The following is a 16,923-nucleotide window of genomic DNA, read 5'->3' on the forward strand; positions in this document are numbered from 1 at the left end:
GACTGCGATTTTGGGCCAAAACACTGGCTGTGTCTGCCGTGCAGCTGCAATCCATTCAAAAATCCCGGACAGCAGTGGGATGGGTGTGGGATCACCAATAGGCCGGCGGCGACGGCCATCGCGGCGCCGGCATCCTGCGTCGCCAGGACCAGCAGCATGCTCGGTTCCATTCGCCCTGCCATTCGCCACACGGGTGCCCTTCGCCGTATCCGTCGCGAAAATGCCAAGTCAAAGCATCAAAAAAGTTCGGTATTTGACCTTGATTCGCAGCATCTCCAGCGAACGGGAACGGCCAAGCTCAAGTTAAGTGGGAAAAATCTGCCGGATGCATGCCCAACCCCTTATCGCTTCGTCAAAGTTTCATTTTTGGCCAAATCATGCCCGATCGGTGATATCCCATTTTTGTCTCAGTTCTGCCACGGGAAACCCCCTCATTCATAATTTCCTAACCATAAGTGTTAGTATGCGATTAAGGCTAACGGACGAGCCTGCGGAACAAGGCGATACCCATAAAGCGGAGTTCCAAAATGGCTACCACCAACACCGACGGCACGATCCAGGTCACCTTCGCGGTCAATGCCTGGGGCACGCCCGCTGACGGAAAATGGCCGCATTTTCAACTGCTTTTGGACGGCACCAGCATCGGCGAGGCCACCGTCTCCTCCGCCACCCAGTCGCGTTACGTCTTCACCGCCAACGTGCCGGCCGACAAGGCGCACGCGCTGCAGCTGGTCTATGACAACGACGACACGGTTAATGGCGTTGACCGCAACCTGTTCGTCAAATCGTTCGAGGTGAACGACAAGACCATCCTGTCGATCGACCCGTCGGTCAAGTACGACACCGGCAAGGTCGACGGCCTGAACGTCATCGGCGGACAGACGGAAATGTACTGGCCAGGCGCGCTGAATGTGCCGCTGCCCGCCACGATGTTCTCCACCGCCTCCACCTCCCCGGATGCGGAGGGCGCCGCCAGCATGACCACGACCATCAAGGTCAAGGCCTATGGCATCAGCGCCGGCGGACAGGCCCCGCACTTCAAGCTGCTGGTCGACGATCAGGTGGTGGGCGACGCCTGGGTCAACGCCACCTCGGCCACCGACTACACCTTCACCGCCAAGGTGGACCCGAACGAGGCCCACAAGATCCAGGTCTGGTACGACAACGACGCCACCGTGAACGGCGTCGACCGCAACCTGTTCGTCAAGTCGATCAACATCGACGGCAAGACCATCGCCTCGACCTCCGACATGGCGTCCTACGACAAGGGTCCGGTGGACGGCAAATTCGTGGTCGCCGGCCAGGAAGCCCTCTATTGGGGCGGCGCCCTCAGCTTCGGCATGCCGGAGGAATATTTCGGCGGCGCCTATGTCCCGCCGCCGCCGCCGACCCCGACCAAGCCGGTCGACATTGTCGTCAACGCCTCCGGCACCTCGGCCGGCGGACAGGCCGCACATTTCAAGCTGCTGGTCGACGGGCAGGTGATCGGCGACGCCAAGGCTTCCGCCACCACCGCCGCCTACAAATTCACCGCCAACGTCGACCCGACCAAGGCCCACACCGTTCAGGTCTGGTATGACAACGACGCCACCGTGAACGGCGTCGACCGCAACCTGTTCGTCAAGTCGGTGTCCATCAACGGCCACACCGTCGCCGCCACCGACAGCATCGTCACCTACGACAAGGGCGTCGTCGACGGCAAGGACGTGGTCAAGGGCCAGGAGGTCCTCTATTGGGGCGGCGCCCTGAACGTCAAGGCCGGCGCCGACCTGTTCGGCGACGCGCCCATCAACCAGACCCCGGTCCCGACCCCCCCGACCAAGCCGGCCTTCTATGTCGCCGCCAACGGCAAGGATACGTGGTCCGGCAAGCTGTCGGCGCCGAACGCCGACGGCACCGACGGTCCCTTCGCCAGCCTGGAGAAGGCGCAGGCGGCCATGCGGGCCAGCTCGACCATCGACACCACTTATGTCCGCGAGGGCACCTATCACCTGACCAAGACGCTGGAGCTGACCTCGCTCGACAACGGCCACAGCTTCCAGAACTACCCCGGCGAGAAGCCGGTCTTGAGCGGCGGCGAGGTGGTGAAGAGCTTCACCAGCGAGGGCAACGGGCTCTATTCCGCCAAGCTGGCCAGCGCCAGCAACCTCGACCTGATCGTCGGCGACGTCCGCCAGCATCTGGCCGAGAAATTCGCCTATGACGCCGCCGACGTCACCAGCGGCTGGAAGTTCGCCGATGCGGCCTCCGGGGGCCCCAGCGGCTGGTACATCCGCTCCCACGGCACCGAGGTGACCAGCGCCGACATCCAGCCGAACACGCTGATCCAGGTGATGGACGCCGAGCGGCTGGGCGACACGCTGACCGGCATCGCCAGCTTCAACGCCTCCACCCGCACCATCATGCTGAAGAACGGCGCCTCCCTGCCCTTCGCGGAAGGCACCACCTACAAGCTGCTGAACAACGCTGCTTACGTCGATCAGGCCGGCGAGTTCGCGTGGCGGACGACCGACGGCAAGCTGCTCTACAAGGCGGCCAGCTCCGGCTTCGTCTCCACCGGGGTGGAGGTGCCGCGGCTGGGCACGCTGGTCAGGTTGAACGGCGCCAGCGACGTGACCATTGACGGGCTGACCTTCAAGAACACCACCACCGGCGGCGACGCCCTGCTGCTGACCAACGCCGACGGCAACCACATCAGCGACAACAGCTTCCTCAACGTCGGCTCGGCGATCAAGCTGACCGCCGGCTCCTCCAACAACCAGATCGCCCACAACACGCTGAACCACATGGCCGAGAACGGCATCGAGATGGATGGCCGCAGCAACGGCAACAGCATCTATGGCAACACGATCAGCAACATCGGCGAAGTGCGCAAGGCGGTGGCCGGCATCATCGGCACCGGGGTGGACAACAACCTGATCTCCAACAACGACATCGACCACAGCGCGCGCTACGGCATCTCGTTCAAGGATTACGGCGGCACCACCAACACGGTGAACCACAACAACATCATCCAGTACAACCACATCTCCTACACCGGGCTGGAGACCGCCGACGACGGCGCCATCGAGATCCTGGGCCGGTCCAGCGCCAACACCGGCATGGTCATCCAGGGCAACTGGATCGAGCACGCCAACGGTCTGGCCACCAGCGCGCAGGATACCTGGATGTATGGCCAGAAGGGCTTCGGCATCTATCTGGACGACATGGCCGGCGGCATCACCGTCAAGGACAACTTCATCAAGGACGCCGACTGGGCCTCGGTGCAGATCCATGGCGGCGACAACAATGTGGTGACCAACAACTTCTCGATCATCGCCAACAACAAGGAAGACTTCATCCGCATCGAATGGCAGCCTGTGCACGGCACCGCCGGCGATCCGCACAACAACACGATCACCAAGAACGTGGTCATGGGCACCCTGCCGCTGGACGACTATACCGAGCTGCTGAGCGCCAACGACTTCGTCATCGACAACAACCTCGTCTACAACGTGCCGAAATACGGCGATCACGATGTCATCGGCAAGCCGATGTTCACCAACGCCTATTGGGGCGACTACTCGCTGCAGGCGTCCTCGCCGGCCTTCGCCATGGGCATCCACGACCTCGCCTGGGCGAAGATGGGCGCCGACGCCGTCGCCGCGGTCGGGCTGGAGCATTTCTGGGACGGCGTCTGATCGCACGGGTCCGGTTGCGGCGCATCGGAGGTACGCCTCCGACGCGCCGTAGCCGTGGAATGGGCGGAGCCTGTTTTGCTCGATGATCGGGCGGCGCGGGCTCCGCCCATCTGCGTTTTGGGGGACCCCGCATCGAACTTTCCGCTGCTTGGCTCACGTCCCGCAGCGCACCATATGCAGGCCGCGCCCTGGCGAGGGAACGGGGCGCATCTCCATTCCGGAACAGATGGACCGAGACCGTTTTCCGATGACGCAAGCGACGTGGACCGCAGGGGCTTTGGCGAGAATCCTGGGAAGCGGCCTTCTGCTGTGGACCGCCTGCATGGCGGCGCCCACGGCGGCGCCCGCCTGGGCGCAAGAGGACGTGAAGCCGAAATTCGGCCCGGACGCGATCCCGATCACCCGCGCCAGCGACTATGTCCGCACCGCCCCGGCACCGGATTACTGGGCGCTCAGCCCCTATTACGTTCCGCAGATGACCGGCGCCTCCTGCTCGCTGGCGAGCGTGACGATGATGCTGAACGCGTTGCGTGGACTGCCGGCCCTGGCGTCGGAACGGCTGGTCACGCCCAAGCAGCTGCTCGACCGGCTGGACGACGACCATTGGCGCGCCGCCATTGCCGACGACGGCGAAGGCATCTCGTTCGGTGAACTGATCGACTATGTCCACCGCAGCCTCGCCGCCTACAACATCGATGCCGAGGTGGAGGTCTGGCGCCCGCGCGACGCCTCTCCCGCCACGCTGGCCGAACTGCGCCGCATCCTGGCCGGGAACGAGCGCAGCGCCGACGACATCATCCTGCTGGCCTTCGACCAGGGCACGCTGACCGGCGACGTCGGCCTCGGTCACATCGCGCCGCTGGGCGCCTATGACGCCGCGACGAAGCGCGCATTGGTCATGGACCCCGACCGCACATGGTACGTGCCCTATTGGACCAGCGACGCCCGTCTGCTGGACGCCATGCTGAAGCCGGACCGTGCCGACCCCGAGGGCAGCGGCCTGATCCGTGTCCGCAGCCGCCGGGCGTCCGGCTGACCTCCGTTTATTTCACCTCCTGGCTGGTCAGGTCGGAGGGGTTCTGCGACCGCGTCGGCTCGTTCTGCTGATCGGGCTCGCTCGCCCATTGGTTGGGACGCGGCACCGGGTTGCCGTTCAGGTCCGGCGGCGCCCGGCGCACGTCGGCGAGCGCCTGCTGCAGTTCCTGGCCGCCGGTCGCGGCGGAGCTGGTGGGATTGGGCGACTTGGTGCCCTGCGCCGTGGGATGCGGATCCTGGCTCTCCTGCACCTTGCCGTCGCGGGCGAGCGCATCGCCTGTGGATTCCTTCGATCCGGACTCGACCGGCGCCGCCCCGCTCTGCCCTGATTGAGACTGCGGCGGGGGCTGTTGCTGATCCGCCTGCTGCGCGGCGGCACCCAGCAGCGGCAAGCCGGACAAAAGTCCCGACAGCAGCAGGGCGGCGGCGATCTTGCGCATGGCGCATCCTTCCTTTGGGCGACCGTCGGGGGAATCCGTCGGAGCACGGCGTGCGGCGGCACCAATCGGCCATTGGCGCGTTGTACCGGGGACGGAGTCCGGCGTCGGCCGTCCGCTCCCAGCCCATCAGGAACACCGACAATGCCCAGCGAGTTCCCGCCCTCCTCCACCGCAACCGCCACAGCTCCGGCTTCGCCACCCGACCGCGCCGAGCGGCGCAGCGTCGGCGTGGTGGTGGAGCGGCAGCGCGTCGACAATCCCTGGATCGAGGCGCGCTGGCAGCCGGTGATGCTGGTCCCGGCCGACCCCACCCTGCCCGACTGGAGCGTGCTGGCCGAAGGGCCGGACTGGACGCGCCATTACGCCGGCACCGCCGAGATCGCCCTGTTCCCGACCGAGGCGGAGAACTACAAGCACAACCTCGACGGCGGAAGTCCCAGCGCCTATGTCATCCTGCGGCCGGGCGGCCCGGCGCCGGGGATCCGGCTGCTGGCCGTCACCGCCGACCCCGGCGAGATCGACACCCACGCCGAAGCCGGCGACGATGTGATCGAGGCGCTGCCGCTGCCGATCCCGCTGGTGCTGTGGATGGACGGCTTCGCCGCCCGCCATTATGTCGAGCGCCCCTTCCACAAGCGCAAGCGCGACCGCGCCGACCCGGAAGCCCTGGCGCTCCGCCGCCGCACCGCGGGACCGCAGCATGACTGAGCGGATGGAGGAGGAGACCGGCTTCCTCGGCCGCTGGTCGCGGCTGAAGCGCGAGGCGCGGACGGAGCAGCCTGTCGCCGAACCGGCGGTGCCGGAGGCGCCCGCCCTGCTGCCGGCGGACACGGCCGAGGCCGAGGTCGTCGAGGAAGAGGCGCCGGAGCTGCCCTCGCTGGACAGTCTGGATTCCGGCGGCGACTACACCGGCTTCCTCCGCCCCGACGTGCCGGCGGAACTGCGCCGTCAGGCCCTGCGCAAGGCCTGGGCGAGCGACCCGGTCATCGCCGGGTTCCGCGGCTTCGCCGAATATGACTGGGATTACAACGCGCCGGGTTATGGCGCCCTGCGGCCCACCGACGACATCGCCCGCCTGCTGGACGCCGTGCTGCCCGACGAGAAGCGGGAGGAGGAAGAGGTCGTTGAGGAGGTTGCTGAGGATTTTCCGAAAACCCTAGAGCCAGCAGCCGTGCCCCCTCCCCAACCCTCCCCCGCCGTTGGCGGGAGAGGGAGTGAGGTGGAGGACGGCGGCAGTCCCCTCTCCCGCGAAGCGGGGGAGGGTTAGGGAGGGGGCAGATTGCTCCCCCTCAGATACACCGCCCGCCATCCACCTCCAGGCACACGCCGGTCAGGAAATTCCCTTCGTCGGAGCACAGATAGAGCGCGGCGTTGGCGATGTCGCCCGGCGTCGACAGACGCCCCAGCGGGATGCTGCTGCGAAACTGCTCGCGGCGTTCCGGCGTGTCCTGGCCCATGAAGCGGTGGAGCATGCCGGTCTCGCCGGCCACGGGGGCGATGGCGCAGACGCGGACATTGTCGGGTGCCAGCTCCGCCGCCATCGACTTGGTCAGGGTGATGACCGCGCCCTTGGAGCCGTTGTACCAGGTCAGGTTCGGCCGGGGCCGCAGCCCGGCGGTCGAGGCGATGTTCAGGATCATGCCGCCGCCCTGGGCGCGGAACACCGGCACGGCGTGGATGGCGCTGTGATAGATCGACTTCACGTTGACGGCATAGATGCGGTCGAAGGTGGCCTCGTCCACGTCCAGCATCGAGCCGTAGCGGTGGGTGTAGCCGGCATTGTTGACCAGGATGTCGAGCCGGCCGAACTCGCCGAGTGCCGCCGAGACGATGGCCTCGTAATCCTCCCCCACCGCCACGTCGGCGCGGACGGCGAGCGCCGTCTCTCCCAGACTGTCGGCGACGCGGCCGGCGGCGGCCTCGTCCAGATCGGCGACGATGACGCGGGCTCCTTCGGCGGCGAAGCGGCGGGCGATGCCCTCGCCGAAGCCCGATCCCCCGCCGGTGACGACGGCGACCTTGTCAGACAAACGCATGAGCGGTTCCTCCCCGGCAATTCGCGGTCCGAGATGCGCGCGGCCGTTCGGCGCGCGGACTCCGTACAACAGGGAACCGGCGCCATCGGCCGCATCGTGGACGCGGCGAAGAACGCATGATAGCGCGAAGCCGCCCGGTGGGGCAGTCGCGATCATCCGCTACATCGAATAGGGGAGATATAGGAGAAAATGGCGCGAGTGACGGGACTTGAACCCGCGGCCTCCGGCGTGACAGGCCGGCGCTCTAACCAACTGAGCTACACCCGCGCGATGGCTCCCGGTGCTGGACTCGAACCAGCGACAAGCGGATTAACAGTCCGCTGCTCTACCAACTGAGCTAACCGGGAACGGAGGCCCGCCTTATATGGCCGATGACGAATCCTGGCAAGCGGAAAAACGCAAAGCTTCGCATTTTTTCCCGACGGGCCCGGTTTCGCGCCCCTGGCCTGTGACAACGCATACCGATCGCAGCCGTGGGTTGCCGCCACACAGGCTTGCTCTTGACAGTTCGGGGCTTCTCAGGCTTCTTCTCGCCTCCCCACCCCACCATTGCCGCAGGCCCCGATGTCCGAGGTCGTCCCCTTCGCCGCCGCCCGCGAGGCGCTGCTCGCGCGCCTGACCGAACAGCTGCCGCCCTCGTCGGAATGGGCGGGCCGGCTGATGCTGATGCCGGAGGGGCGCCGGGTGGAACCGATGCCGGCGGCCGAGGCGGTTGAGTCGCTGCGCGCCTTCCGCGCCGGGCTGGGCGAGGCGATCGGCGCCGCCGCCTGCTCGGTCGGCGGCGTGTGGGTCGGTCGGGAGGACTGCCTGGACTGGGACGGGCTGCTGGCGCCGCTGGCGGTCTCCGCCGCCTATGTGGTCGGCCGCACCCAGTCGGCCGGCGGGTTCGCCGCTGAACTGTTCCGCTGCAAGGATGCGCTGGCCGGCTGGGGCGTGCGCGGTCTGCGTGGCGAACCGGCGGTGGCCCGCGCCGCCGGCTATGCCGTGGTGTCGGTCAGCCGCCGCCCGGACGACAACGAGATCGTGCTGGACCGGGTGATGGACACCTTCGCCTTTGTCATGCGCAGCCTGGGCGAGCCGACGGTGGCGAGTGCCGACATGGACCGCCGGCTGGTCAAGCGGGCGGTGCCGCTGCGTCGGTGAAGGGGGCGGCTAGGGGCGCGGTCAGGCGCCCTGCCCCAGCGCACAGCGCGCCGCCGCCAAATCCCACGCGGCGCAGCCGACGCTCTTGAACAGGCGCGGGCGGCCCGGCGTGGCGCGGCCATCCAGCGCATCGACCAGCGACTTGACGCTGCCCCATTCGACCCCGGCCTGGATGAAGTCGCCGGCCTCGTGGCGGGCGCCGGCGGGATCGTCGACGAACAGCTCGCTGCCATGGACGGCGGTCGGGCCGAACTCCACCATGTCCGGCTTGAAGGCGCCGACGCCGACCAGCAGACGGTCCGGGCGCGGCGTCTCGTCATAGATGGGGGACAGGCTGGTGGTCAGCGCGATCACCACCTCGGCCGCCGGATCGACCGGGGCGCTCATCGGCCGCAACTCCACCCCCTGCCCGTCCTGCCTGGCGCAGAAGGCCGTGGCCGTCTCCAGGCTGCGGCTGTGGATGTCGATGCGGATGCCGGGATAGAGCGATGCCAGCGCCGCCACATGGCCGGCCGACTGGGTGCCGGCGCCGAGCAGCGCGACATGGCGCGGCGCCGGGGCCAGCGTCCGGATCGCCAGCATCGACACGGCGGCGGTGCGACGCGCGGTGACGGTGGGGCCGTCCAGGATCAGCCGCGGCACGCCGGTCGGTGCGTCGAAGGCGCTGACCACGCCATGGATGGTCGGCAGCCCGCGGGCGCCGTTGCCGGGATTGACGTTGACCAGCTTGTGGATGGCGATGTCCGCCGCAGTGGCCGGCATCGACAGCAGCACGCCGCCGTCGGGCAGCGGCAGCACCTGCCGCTCAGGGCTGGTGATGCGGCCGGCGGCATAGTCGCGGGCGGCGTCGGCCACCGCGTCGCACAAGGCGGGGAAAGGAAGACGGGCGGCGGTCTGTTCGGCGGTGAGGACGGCGAGCAAGGACACGGGGAGCGGCTTCCTCTTTTGCGATGGGAAAACGGTCAGGCGCGGGCGCGCTCGATCTCCACGCCGACGCTGGCGGCGTCGGGGAAGACGTCCAGCTTCTCCACCCGCACCTTGGCCATCGTCACCCGCGCGTCGGCGAGGCAGCGCTCGGCGATGCGTTCGGCCAGCGTCTCCACCAGCGTGACATGGCCCTGGGTGACCACACCCTTGACGATTGTCGCCATGTCCTCGCCGGTGACGCCGGGGGCGATCACGTCGAGGTCGAGGTTCAGGCGGATGCGCTGGGGCTTCAGCCGTTCATGGGCATAGACGCCGATCAGCGCGTCCATCACCAGATCGCGGACGAAACAACGGGTGGACAGCGCCGCCGGGGCCGAACGCGGCACCGGGGCGGTGACGGTGGCGAAGAGCTTGTTCATGGGCGACAGCCCTAACACGGCGGCGCCACCGCTGCCAAGCCGCCGTCCCCGCCAACCCCTATGCCGGACGGACAGGTCAGGGGCGGACTCAGTGCATCTCCGAGCGGATGCGCTCGCGCAGCACGTCGATCGGGCGCAAATCCTCGCCCTCCTCATAGTGCCAGAAGGTCCAGCCGTTGCAGGCCGGCAGCCCGGCCATTGCCGCACCCACCTGATGGATCGAGCCGCGATGGTCGCCGCGCGGGCCGGAACCGATCAGCGTGCCGTCGGCGCGCACACGGGCGGCGACGCGGCGGCGCTGGTCGAACAGGGTCGAACCCGGGCGCAGCAGCCCACGCTCCACCACCCAGCCGAAGGGAATGCGCGGCGCGCTGCGCTTGGGCGGCGTGTCGAGGATGGCAGCCTCCGGCGCTTCCTCCACCGCGTCGATGCGGGCCTGCGCCGCCTTGACATAGGTGTCGTCGCGCTCCAGCCCGATCCATTTGCGGCCGAGCCGCTTGGCGACGGCGCCGGTGGTGCCGGTGCCGAAGAAGGGGTCGAGAACCACGTCGCCGGGACGGGAGGAGGACAGGATCACCCGGTACAGCAGCGATTCCGGCTTCTGCGTCGGGTGGGTCTTCTTGCCCTCCTCGTCGCGCAGGCGTTCGCCGCCGCTGCAGATCGGCAGCAGCCAGTCGCTGCGCATCTGAAGATCCTCGTTGAGGTTCTTCATCGCCTCGTAATTGAAGCGATAGCGCGCGTCCTTGTCGCGGGCCGCCCAGATCATCGTCTCGTGGGCGTTGGCGAAGCGGGTGCCGCGGAAGTTCGGCATCGGGTTGGTCTTGCGCCAGACGATGTCGTTCAGAATCCAGAAGCCCAGGTTCTGCAGCGTGGCGCCGACGCGGAAGATGTTGTGATAGCTGCCGATCACCCACAGCGAGCCTTCCGGCTTCAGGATGCGGCGGGCGGCCGTCATCCAGTCCTGGGTGAAGCGGTCGTAGGCTTCGAAATCGTCGAACTTGTCCCATTCGTCATCCACCCCGGCGACGCGGGTGTGGTTCGGCCGCAGCAATTCGCCACCCAACTGCAAGTTGTAGGGCGGATCGGCGAAGACGAGATCGACCGAAGCGGGCGGCAGATCGTTCATGAGAGCGATGCAATCGCCGACCAGGATACGGTTTTCAGGGAGCATTTTACGACCGGCAAAGAACTGGGACTCGGCCGGACAATGAGTCGCGGCCGAGTCGCCGTCAACAGCTTTCTTTGCCAAGTGACGGCGGGTCAGCCGCTTAGTGCCTTTTGCCGTTTCACTGGTGCAAAACTGACTCGGTGATGCGGCGTGACACCATGGCGGGTCAGCGCGTCCAGATGCTCTGGCGTCGGATAGCCGGCGTTTCGGTCCCATCCATAGTGTGGATACAGCACCGACAACCGCAACATCTCGCTGTCGCGCGCCACTTTGGCGAGAATAGAGGCGGCGGCGATGGACTGGCTGCGGCTGTCCCCCTTGACGACCGCCACCCTCTCGCACGCGATGTCGGGGGTGAATTTGCCGTCCACCAGCGCCGCGTCGGGCGGAGCGCCGGGCAGCGCCAGATAGGCCCGTTTCATCGCCAGCAGCGTCGCCTTGTGGATGTTCAGCTCGTCGATCTCGGCGGCCGACGCCTCGGCGATGGCGAATGCTAGCGCGTGGGCCCGGATCGCCGGCTCGATCTCCTCGCGCAGGCGGCGGGTGACCGCCTTGCTGTCGTCGATCTGGGCGGCGATTTCCGGCGGCAGGCCTTCGGGGGGCAAGACCACGGCGGCGGCGACCACCGGGCCGCAGAGCGGGCCGCGCCCGACCTCGTCGATGCCGCAGACGCGGCGGCCGGGGCCGAAGCCGGCCTCCAGCGACAGGTCGGGCCGCTGCCGGGGAACGGCGGCTTTGCGGGGCGCTTTGGCAGGCATCGGCGGGCGGCCTTCCGGATGGGGGACGGGATGGGGCCGCTTGATAGCGGCCGCGGAGTCCGGGCGCAAGGCCGCGCCCATTTGCCTCAAGCAAGCTCTTGAGAAGCGAAGCGCGGCTGCGCTATGGATGCGCCCCGGTAAAGCCGGACCAGCGAAAGCCGGGCCACGCCATCACCCGCCACGCCATCACCCGAGAAGCAGGCCATGACCGAAACCACCCAGACCGCCGAATGCCCCTGCCGTTCCGGCAAGCCGCTGGACGCCTGCTGCGGTCCCTATCTGGCCGGCATGCCCGCCCCGACGGCCGAGGCGCTGATGCGCTCGCGCTATTCGGCCTTCGCCACCGGCAACATCGACTACCTGCACGACACGCTGCTGCCCAGCACCCGCGACGACTTCAACCGTGAAGAGATCGAGACCTGGGCCAAGAACAGCGTGTGGACCGGCGTGGAGATCCGCTCGACCGAGGCCGGCCAGCCCGGCGACAGCGACGGGATCGTGGAGTTCGTCGCCCGTTTCAGCATGAACGGCAAGCCGATGACTCACCACGAGACCAGCCGTTTCACCCACCAGGACGGCCGCTGGTACTATGTGGACGGCCAGCTGGGCGCCCGCCCGCGCAGCGGCCCCAAGGTCGGCCGCAACGACCCCTGCCCCTGCGGCAGCGGCAAGAAGTACAAGAAGTGCCACGGCGCCTGAGCCTGCACGCCTGACGGTCGGCCCTGAGTCGCGGCTGAATCGTCACGCTGCACCTGCACAATTATGGCGAAATCGCACCCGCCCCGCCTGACCGACAGGCGGCGGCGGTGCTTTTGTTGTGCGCAGATCGAGAAAGTGCGCAATCCCGATTGAATTATGGGTCGGAACCGATCATCCTTCGCTGGCCCTGTTCCGGGTCTCCCTTCTTTGGTTCTTGCCGGGATGGGGTTTAACACGACAGATGAGACGATACTGATGTTCGACCGTCCGCAGCGCTCTTCCTTCCGCGCTCCTGAAATCACCCAGCGCGACATCCGCGCCACCGTCAAGTGGTTCAACGCCACCAAGGGCTTCGGCTTCGTCACCCCCGACGATGGGTCGCCCGACGCTTTCCTGCACTCCACGGTTCTGCAGTTCTGCGGACACGACAGCCTGCCCGAAGGCGCCACCATCACCTGCGACCTGTCGCGCGGCCCGAAGGGCCCGCAGGTCGCCACCATCCACGCGGTCGACACCTCGACCGCCGCTCCGAGCCGTCCGTCCCGCGCCCCGCGCGAGCGTGACAGCTGGGGCAACGACGGCGGCTACGGCGGCGGCAACAGCTACGGCGGCAGCCGCGGCGGTTACGGCGCCGACAGCTACGGCGATTCGGACGGCGGCGAAACCGTCGACGGCACGGTGAAGTGGTTCAACGTGTCGAAGGGCTTCGGCTTCATCGCCCCGTCCACCGGCGGCAAGGACATCTTCGTGCACATCCGTGCGCTGGAGCGGTCGGGCATCAGCGGTCTGGACGACGGTGCGCAGGTCCGCGTCACCATCCGCCAGGGCGCCAAGGGTCCCGAGGCTCAGCGCATCGAGATGGCCTGATCTCTCATCGGTCGTTGTGATGTGAAAAAAAACCCCCGCTCCAACCGGAGCGGGGGTTTTTCTTGGGCTTTTTTGGGGCGCGGGCAATGGGCGCGGGCGCGCCTACCGCGTCACCCGCTCCGGCGGAAAGCGCAGCCGCACCGTGGTGCCGCGTCCCGGCGCGCTGTCGACGGCGATGCCGCCGCCATGTAGCTCCACCAGCGCGGCGGTCAGCGGCAGGCCGAGGCCGGAGCCGTGTTGCTCCGCCGTCATCGGGTCGCGCGTCGGGTCATGGATCTGGGCGAAGGCGGTCAGTGCCTGCGGGATGCGCTCCGGCGGCATGCCGCGGCCGTCGTCGGCGACCGCCAGGATCAGGCCGCCGGCCGCGTCGCGCTCCGCCGACACCGTCACATGGCCGCCGGGATCGGTGAATTTCAGGGCGTTGCCGACGAGATTGGTCAGCATCTGCCGGACCAGCGACGGATCGCCCCGCAGCACCGGCAGGTCGGCCGGCAGCCGGGCCGACAGCGCCACGCCGCACCGCTCGGCCCGCGCCGCCATCATCGCCAGGGTGGCGTCGACGATCAGGGCGGGCGGGCATTCCTCCTCATGCAGTTCCAGCCGCCCGGCCTCGATGCGGGCGAGGTCGAGCAGGTTGTTGATCAGTTCCAGCATATAGTCGCCGGCCGCGACGATCTGCGCCGCCGCCTCGCCATAGCGCGGGCTGCCCGGCGGTCCCAGCAGCTGGTCGCGCAGGATTTCGGCAAAGCCCATCACCGCGGTCAGCGGCGTGCGCAACTCGTGGCTCAGGTGATGGACATAGTCGGACTTGCGGCGATTGGCGGCGGCCAACTCCAGCGCGTGGGCCTTCAGGTCGGTGATGTCGGTGCGAAGGCCGACGGTCCCGCCGTCGCAGGTCCGCCGCTCCTCGATCCGCAGCCATCGGCCATCGGCCAGCTGCACCTCCATCGGCGGGCCGCCATGGCGGTGCAGGGCCAGCCGCCGGGCCATCCACTCCTCCGCCCGCTCCGGCGGGATCCGGTAGAGGCCGCGCCGCATCCCATCGCGCAGCAGACTCTCGAACGGCGTGCCGGGCTGCGCCAGATCGGGGTCGGAGATCTTCAGGTCGCGGTAGCGCCGGTTGAACAGCACCAGCCGGTCGTCGGCGTCATACAGGACGAAACCCTCGCCGATGCTGTCGATGGCATCCAGCAGCAGCCGATGAGCCCGCTCCGCCCGCTGCTCCGCCCGTGCCCGGCCGGTGATGTTGCGCAGGATGCAGAGGATGCGGTCGCCATCGTCGGAGAGGGCGACCAGCCGGGCCTCGAACACCGCGTCGCCTTCCGCGCCGGTTTCCCCATCGACGGGCAGGCGGATGTCGACTTTGACGGTTGGGCTGGCGATGGAGCTGGCGGTTGCGGCGCCGGCCGCCACCCGCTCCAGCGCCTCCAACAGCTGTGCTGCGGCGGCTTCGGGCAGCACCTCCTGGATGCGGCCGTTCAGGAAGCGCTGGGCCGGGATGCCGAGGTCGGCGGGACTGCCGGCGGCGAAGTCCAGGATGCGGCCGTCGCGGCGCAGCTCGAACCGCAAATCGGGATAGGCGTAGGACAAGGCGACCAGCTGTTCGTTCAGCCGCGCCACCTCCTGTCGGGCGGGAAGATCGCCCGCCGCCTCCACCAGCACGAGATCGCACCCCGGAACAGGGCCGATGCGGACGGTCAGCGCCAGCGCTTCACCACCGGCGCCTTGGACGGTCACGGTGCGCTCGGTGGCCGCCGTCGGCGCCGGTCCAGCGGGGGTCATGCGCAGTGTCCCGCCCGCCGCGTTGGGGTAGAGCAGCTTGCGGGCCGCCCGGTTCAGCCAGACCACGCCGCCATCCTCCGCCCGCACCAGCCACAGCGGCGTGGCAAGGCCGGTCAGCAGAGTCAGGTCCGGCAAGGCGTGCTTCGTGGCGGACAGGGACGGCATCGGCTCCCCGGCGGCAGGCGTTCCGGACAGGGATCTGTCGCGTCGTGGAAAGATAGCACGATGGCGTGAAAACAGCCAGCCGTTGAGGCCTGGCCGCTTAACCGTCCGCGGGCGTGTCCCAGTAATGGCAGGCGACGTGATGGCCGGGCGCAACCTCCTCCAGCGCCGGAACCGCCTGGGCGCAGAACTCCCGCGCCAGGGGGCAGCGGCGGCGCAGCGGGCAGCCGGTCGGCTGGCCGAAGGCGGACGGCGCATCGCCCTCCAGCGCCGGGCGCTCGCCACGGGACGCCGCCAACATCGCGCGGCTGTAGGGGTGCAGGGGCGCGGTGCGCAGGGTCTCGGCGTCGGCGCTCTCCACCACCCGGCCGGCCAGCATCACGATTCCGCGATGGGCGTCGCGCAGCCCCTCGTCATAGCGGTCGGTCGCCAGCACCAGCGACAGGCGGCGGCGGTCGCGCACCGCCATCAGCGTGTCGAGGAAGCTGTCGCGCTCCTCCGCCGACAGGCTGGCGGCCGGTTCGTCGGCGATCAGCACCCGCGGCTCCGGCAGGATGGCGCGGGCGAGGCCGGCATGGGCGGCCTCCGCCACCGTCAGCGCCGATGGCCAGCGCAACGCCGCCTCGGGACGCAGCCCGGCCTCCTCCAGCGCCTCGTCGATGCGGTGGTCGCGGCGGTCGGTGGCGATGTCGGGGCGCAGGCTCTCCAGCGCAAGGTCGAACTGGGCGCCGACGGTCATGGCCGGGTCGAAGGAGGCGGCCGGGTCGGGAAACAGCGGCTGCAGGTCGCGGCGGGCGCGGCGCAAGCTGCTTTGGTCGGGGCCGCCTCGGTCGGGGTCCTCCCCCGCGGCGGGCGGCGTCGAGGCTGCCATCAGGTCGCGGCCCATCCAAACCACCGCCCCCGCCGTCGGAGGCGGCAGGCAGAGCAGCGAGCGGGCGAGCGTCGCCTTGGCGCTGCCGGTCTCGCCCAGCAGGGCCAGCGTCTCCCCCGTCCGCAGATCCAGGTCGATGCCATGCAGGACTGCCAGCGTCCGCGCCTCCCCCTTCGGGCCGGGGGAGAGCGGATAGGACATGCCGACGCCGCGGGCATGCAGGCGGGAGGCGCCCGGCGGCTCCAGCGGCGTCAGCGGAGCGGTGCGCGGCGGCTTGGGCGGCAGCAGACGGCCGCGGCGGAGCGACAGCACATGGTCGGCGGGACCGGCCACCCCGTCCTCCGGCCGTCCGGCGAGGATCAGCGCCACCCCGTCGGCCCGTGCCCAGTCGGCCAGCTGGTGGAGCAGCAGCAGTCGCACCGTCGGATCCAGCCCGGCGGCCGGCGCGTCGGCCAGCAGCACCGCCGGCCCCACCGCCACCGCCATGGCGAACAGGCAGGCCCAGCGCAGGGAGTCCGGCAGCTGTTCCGGCGGCAGGTCGAAGCGGCGGGCGGCGGCGGGCACGCCCATGCGGTCCAGCCCGTCGGCGGTCCGGCGCAGCGCCGAGCGCAGATCCAGCCCCAAATGGTGGCCGACGACCTCCGCAACCTGCAGGGCCAGCGGCCGGCGCGGCGCCAGCCGGCCGCCCTGGGCGATCAGCAGATGTCCGTCGACGCGGATGCCGCCGGCCACATCGACTCCGGCCGGAGGCTGGCCGGCGAGCGCCGCCAGCAGGGCGGTCTTGCCGCTGCCGGCCCCGCCGGTGATGGCCAGCACCTCCCCCCGCTCCACCCGCAGGCTTGCGCGGTCGAGCAGGACGCGGTCGCCCAGCATCAGGGTCAGCGCCTCGGTCTTCACCGGCGCGGGCTTTGCGGAGATGTGGTTCATGGCCTGCGG

Annotated in this window: 16 protein-coding genes and 2 tRNA genes; 8 read left to right on the forward strand and 10 right to left on the reverse strand. The window is 68.9% G+C overall.

Features of this window, described 5'->3' with window-relative positions; translation table 11 throughout:
• Positions 1-156 precede the first annotated feature (156 nt).
• The 3 genes from FZ029_RS30505 to FZ029_RS30515 all read left to right on the forward strand — a co-directional run bounded on the left by FZ029_RS30505 (position 157) and on the right by FZ029_RS30515 (position 4,716).
• The gene (locus tag FZ029_RS30505; protein WP_149273715.1) at positions 157-441 is read left to right on the forward strand and encodes a hypothetical protein; all 285 of its coding nucleotides are present in this window, start codon (positions 157-159) and stop codon (positions 439-441) included.
• An 86-nt stretch (positions 442-527) separates the two neighbouring features.
• Entirely contained in the window at positions 528-3,680 is a 3,153-nt protein-coding gene (locus tag FZ029_RS30510) for a carbohydrate-binding domain-containing protein (RefSeq protein ID WP_149273717.1), read from the forward strand.
• A 247-nt stretch (positions 3,681-3,927) separates the two neighbouring features.
• Complete coding sequence (locus tag FZ029_RS30515) at positions 3,928-4,716, forward strand: phytochelatin synthase family protein (protein ID WP_149273719.1); 789 nt, start codon at positions 3,928-3,930, stop codon at positions 4,714-4,716.
• 7 nt (positions 4,717-4,723) lie between these two features.
• On the opposite strand, the gene FZ029_RS30520 is transcribed toward FZ029_RS30515, so the two are convergent.
• The gene (locus tag FZ029_RS30520) at positions 4,724-5,155 is read right to left on the reverse strand and encodes a hypothetical protein (RefSeq protein ID WP_149273721.1); all 432 of its coding nucleotides are present in this window, start codon (positions 5,153-5,155) and stop codon (positions 4,724-4,726) included.
• A 141-nt stretch (positions 5,156-5,296) separates the two neighbouring features.
• On the opposite strand from FZ029_RS30520, the gene FZ029_RS30525 reads away from it, so the two are divergent.
• Positions 5,297-5,863: a DUF3305 domain-containing protein gene (locus FZ029_RS30525; RefSeq protein WP_149273723.1), complete on the forward strand. Its 567-nt coding sequence runs from the start codon at positions 5,297-5,299 to the stop codon at positions 5,861-5,863.
• Entirely contained in the window at positions 5,856-6,422 is a 567-nt protein-coding gene (locus FZ029_RS30530; RefSeq protein WP_188052125.1) for a DUF3306 domain-containing protein, read from the forward strand. Before FZ029_RS30525 ends, FZ029_RS30530 begins: the two co-directional genes overlap by 8 nt.
• 22 nt (positions 6,423-6,444) lie before the next feature.
• On the opposite strand, the gene FZ029_RS30535 is transcribed toward FZ029_RS30530, so the two are convergent.
• The 3 genes from FZ029_RS30535 to FZ029_RS30545 form a co-directional block, all read right to left on the reverse strand.
• The gene (locus FZ029_RS30535) at positions 6,445-7,191 is read right to left on the reverse strand and encodes a glucose 1-dehydrogenase (protein WP_149201722.1); all 747 of its coding nucleotides are present in this window, start codon (positions 7,189-7,191) and stop codon (positions 6,445-6,447) included.
• A 190-nt stretch (positions 7,192-7,381) separates the two neighbouring features.
• Positions 7,382-7,458 (reverse strand) — tRNA-Asp (locus FZ029_RS30540).
• 4 nt (positions 7,459-7,462) lie between these two features.
• Positions 7,463-7,538: transfer RNA gene (locus FZ029_RS30545), tRNA-Asn, on the reverse strand.
• Between the two features lie 217 nt (positions 7,539-7,755).
• Between FZ029_RS30545 and FZ029_RS30550 the strand changes: the two genes are divergently transcribed.
• Entirely contained in the window at positions 7,756-8,334 is a 579-nt protein-coding gene (locus tag FZ029_RS30550) for a hypothetical protein (protein WP_247892578.1), read from the forward strand.
• 21 nt (positions 8,335-8,355) lie between these two features.
• Here FZ029_RS30550 and lhpI read toward each other — a convergent pair whose 3' ends face one another.
• From lhpI to FZ029_RS30570, 4 genes are all read right to left on the reverse strand, one after another.
• Positions 8,356-9,261, reverse strand: a complete 906-nt coding sequence (lhpI, locus tag FZ029_RS30555; protein WP_149273726.1) for a bifunctional Delta(1)-pyrroline-2-carboxylate/Delta(1)-piperideine-2-carboxylate reductase — start codon at positions 9,259-9,261, stop codon at positions 8,356-8,358.
• A gap of 35 nt (positions 9,262-9,296) precedes the next feature.
• Positions 9,297-9,680, reverse strand: a complete 384-nt coding sequence (locus tag FZ029_RS30560) for a dihydroneopterin aldolase (protein ID WP_109153939.1) — start codon at positions 9,678-9,680, stop codon at positions 9,297-9,299.
• Between the two features lie 88 nt (positions 9,681-9,768).
• Entirely contained in the window at positions 9,769-10,851 is a 1,083-nt protein-coding gene (locus FZ029_RS30565; protein ID WP_149201720.1) for a site-specific DNA-methyltransferase, read from the reverse strand.
• Positions 10,852-10,940: 89 nt separating this feature from the next.
• Positions 10,941-11,606: a ribonuclease HII gene (locus tag FZ029_RS30570; RefSeq protein ID WP_149273727.1), complete on the reverse strand. Its 666-nt coding sequence runs from the start codon at positions 11,604-11,606 to the stop codon at positions 10,941-10,943.
• A gap of 204 nt (positions 11,607-11,810) precedes the next feature.
• On the opposite strand from FZ029_RS30570, the gene FZ029_RS30575 reads away from it, so the two are divergent.
• Together FZ029_RS30575 and FZ029_RS34025 are read left to right on the forward strand one after the other, a co-directional pair.
• Positions 11,811-12,305 (forward strand): YchJ family protein, encoded by a 495-nt coding sequence (locus FZ029_RS30575; RefSeq protein WP_149273728.1) that lies wholly within the window; start codon positions 11,811-11,813, stop codon positions 12,303-12,305.
• A gap of 255 nt (positions 12,306-12,560) precedes the next feature.
• On the forward strand, positions 12,561-13,172 hold the full coding sequence (locus tag FZ029_RS34025; protein WP_136701124.1) for a cold-shock protein: 612 nt from the start codon (positions 12,561-12,563) through the stop codon (positions 13,170-13,172).
• A gap of 102 nt (positions 13,173-13,274) precedes the next feature.
• Here the strand turns inward: FZ029_RS34025 and FZ029_RS30585 are convergent, their stop codons facing one another.
• Both FZ029_RS30585 and FZ029_RS30590 read right to left on the reverse strand, forming a co-directional pair.
• Positions 13,275-15,119: an ATP-binding protein gene (locus FZ029_RS30585; RefSeq protein ID WP_149273729.1), complete on the reverse strand. Its 1,845-nt coding sequence runs from the start codon at positions 15,117-15,119 to the stop codon at positions 13,275-13,277.
• Positions 15,120-15,216: 97 nt separating this feature from the next.
• The gene (locus FZ029_RS30590) at positions 15,217-16,914 is read right to left on the reverse strand and encodes an oligopeptide/dipeptide ABC transporter ATP-binding protein (protein WP_149273730.1); all 1,698 of its coding nucleotides are present in this window, start codon (positions 16,912-16,914) and stop codon (positions 15,217-15,219) included.
• Between the last annotated feature and the right edge of the window lie 9 nt (positions 16,915-16,923).

This window comes from Azospirillum sp. Sh1 (assembly GCF_008365135.1).
Lineage (GTDB): Bacteria > Pseudomonadota > Alphaproteobacteria > Azospirillales > Azospirillaceae > Azospirillum > Azospirillum oryzae.

Coding starts and splice junctions, on each gene's coding strand:
- FZ029_RS30560 (WP_109153939.1), bottom strand. CDS start 9,680: ATGAACAAGCTCTTCGCCACCGTCACCGCCCCGGTGCCGCGTTCGGCC.
- FZ029_RS30530 (WP_188052125.1), top strand. CDS start 5,856: ATGACTGAGCGGATGGAGGAGGAGACCGGCTTCCTCGGCCGCTGGTCG.
- FZ029_RS30525 (WP_149273723.1), top strand. CDS start 5,297: ATGCCCAGCGAGTTCCCGCCCTCCTCCACCGCAACCGCCACAGCTCCG.
- FZ029_RS30520 (WP_149273721.1), bottom strand. CDS start 5,155: ATGCGCAAGATCGCCGCCGCCCTGCTGCTGTCGGGACTTTTGTCCGGC.
- FZ029_RS30570 (WP_149273727.1), bottom strand. CDS start 11,606: ATGCCTGCCAAAGCGCCCCGCAAAGCCGCCGTTCCCCGGCAGCGGCCC.
- FZ029_RS30575 (WP_149273728.1), top strand. CDS start 11,811: ATGACCGAAACCACCCAGACCGCCGAATGCCCCTGCCGTTCCGGCAAG.
- FZ029_RS30585 (WP_149273729.1), bottom strand. CDS start 15,119: ATGCCGTCCCTGTCCGCCACGAAGCACGCCTTGCCGGACCTGACTCTG.
- FZ029_RS30505 (WP_149273715.1), top strand. CDS start 157: ATGCTCGGTTCCATTCGCCCTGCCATTCGCCACACGGGTGCCCTTCGC.
- FZ029_RS30565 (WP_149201720.1), bottom strand. CDS start 10,851: ATGCTCCCTGAAAACCGTATCCTGGTCGGCGATTGCATCGCTCTCATG.
- FZ029_RS30535 (WP_149201722.1), bottom strand. CDS start 7,191: ATGCGTTTGTCTGACAAGGTCGCCGTCGTCACCGGCGGGGGATCGGGC.
- FZ029_RS30510 (WP_149273717.1), top strand. CDS start 528: ATGGCTACCACCAACACCGACGGCACGATCCAGGTCACCTTCGCGGTC.
- FZ029_RS30515 (WP_149273719.1), top strand. CDS start 3,928: ATGACGCAAGCGACGTGGACCGCAGGGGCTTTGGCGAGAATCCTGGGA.
- FZ029_RS30550 (WP_247892578.1), top strand. CDS start 7,756: ATGTCCGAGGTCGTCCCCTTCGCCGCCGCCCGCGAGGCGCTGCTCGCG.
- FZ029_RS30590 (WP_149273730.1), bottom strand. CDS start 16,914: ATGAACCACATCTCCGCAAAGCCCGCGCCGGTGAAGACCGAGGCGCTG.
- FZ029_RS34025 (WP_136701124.1), top strand. CDS start 12,561: ATGTTCGACCGTCCGCAGCGCTCTTCCTTCCGCGCTCCTGAAATCACC.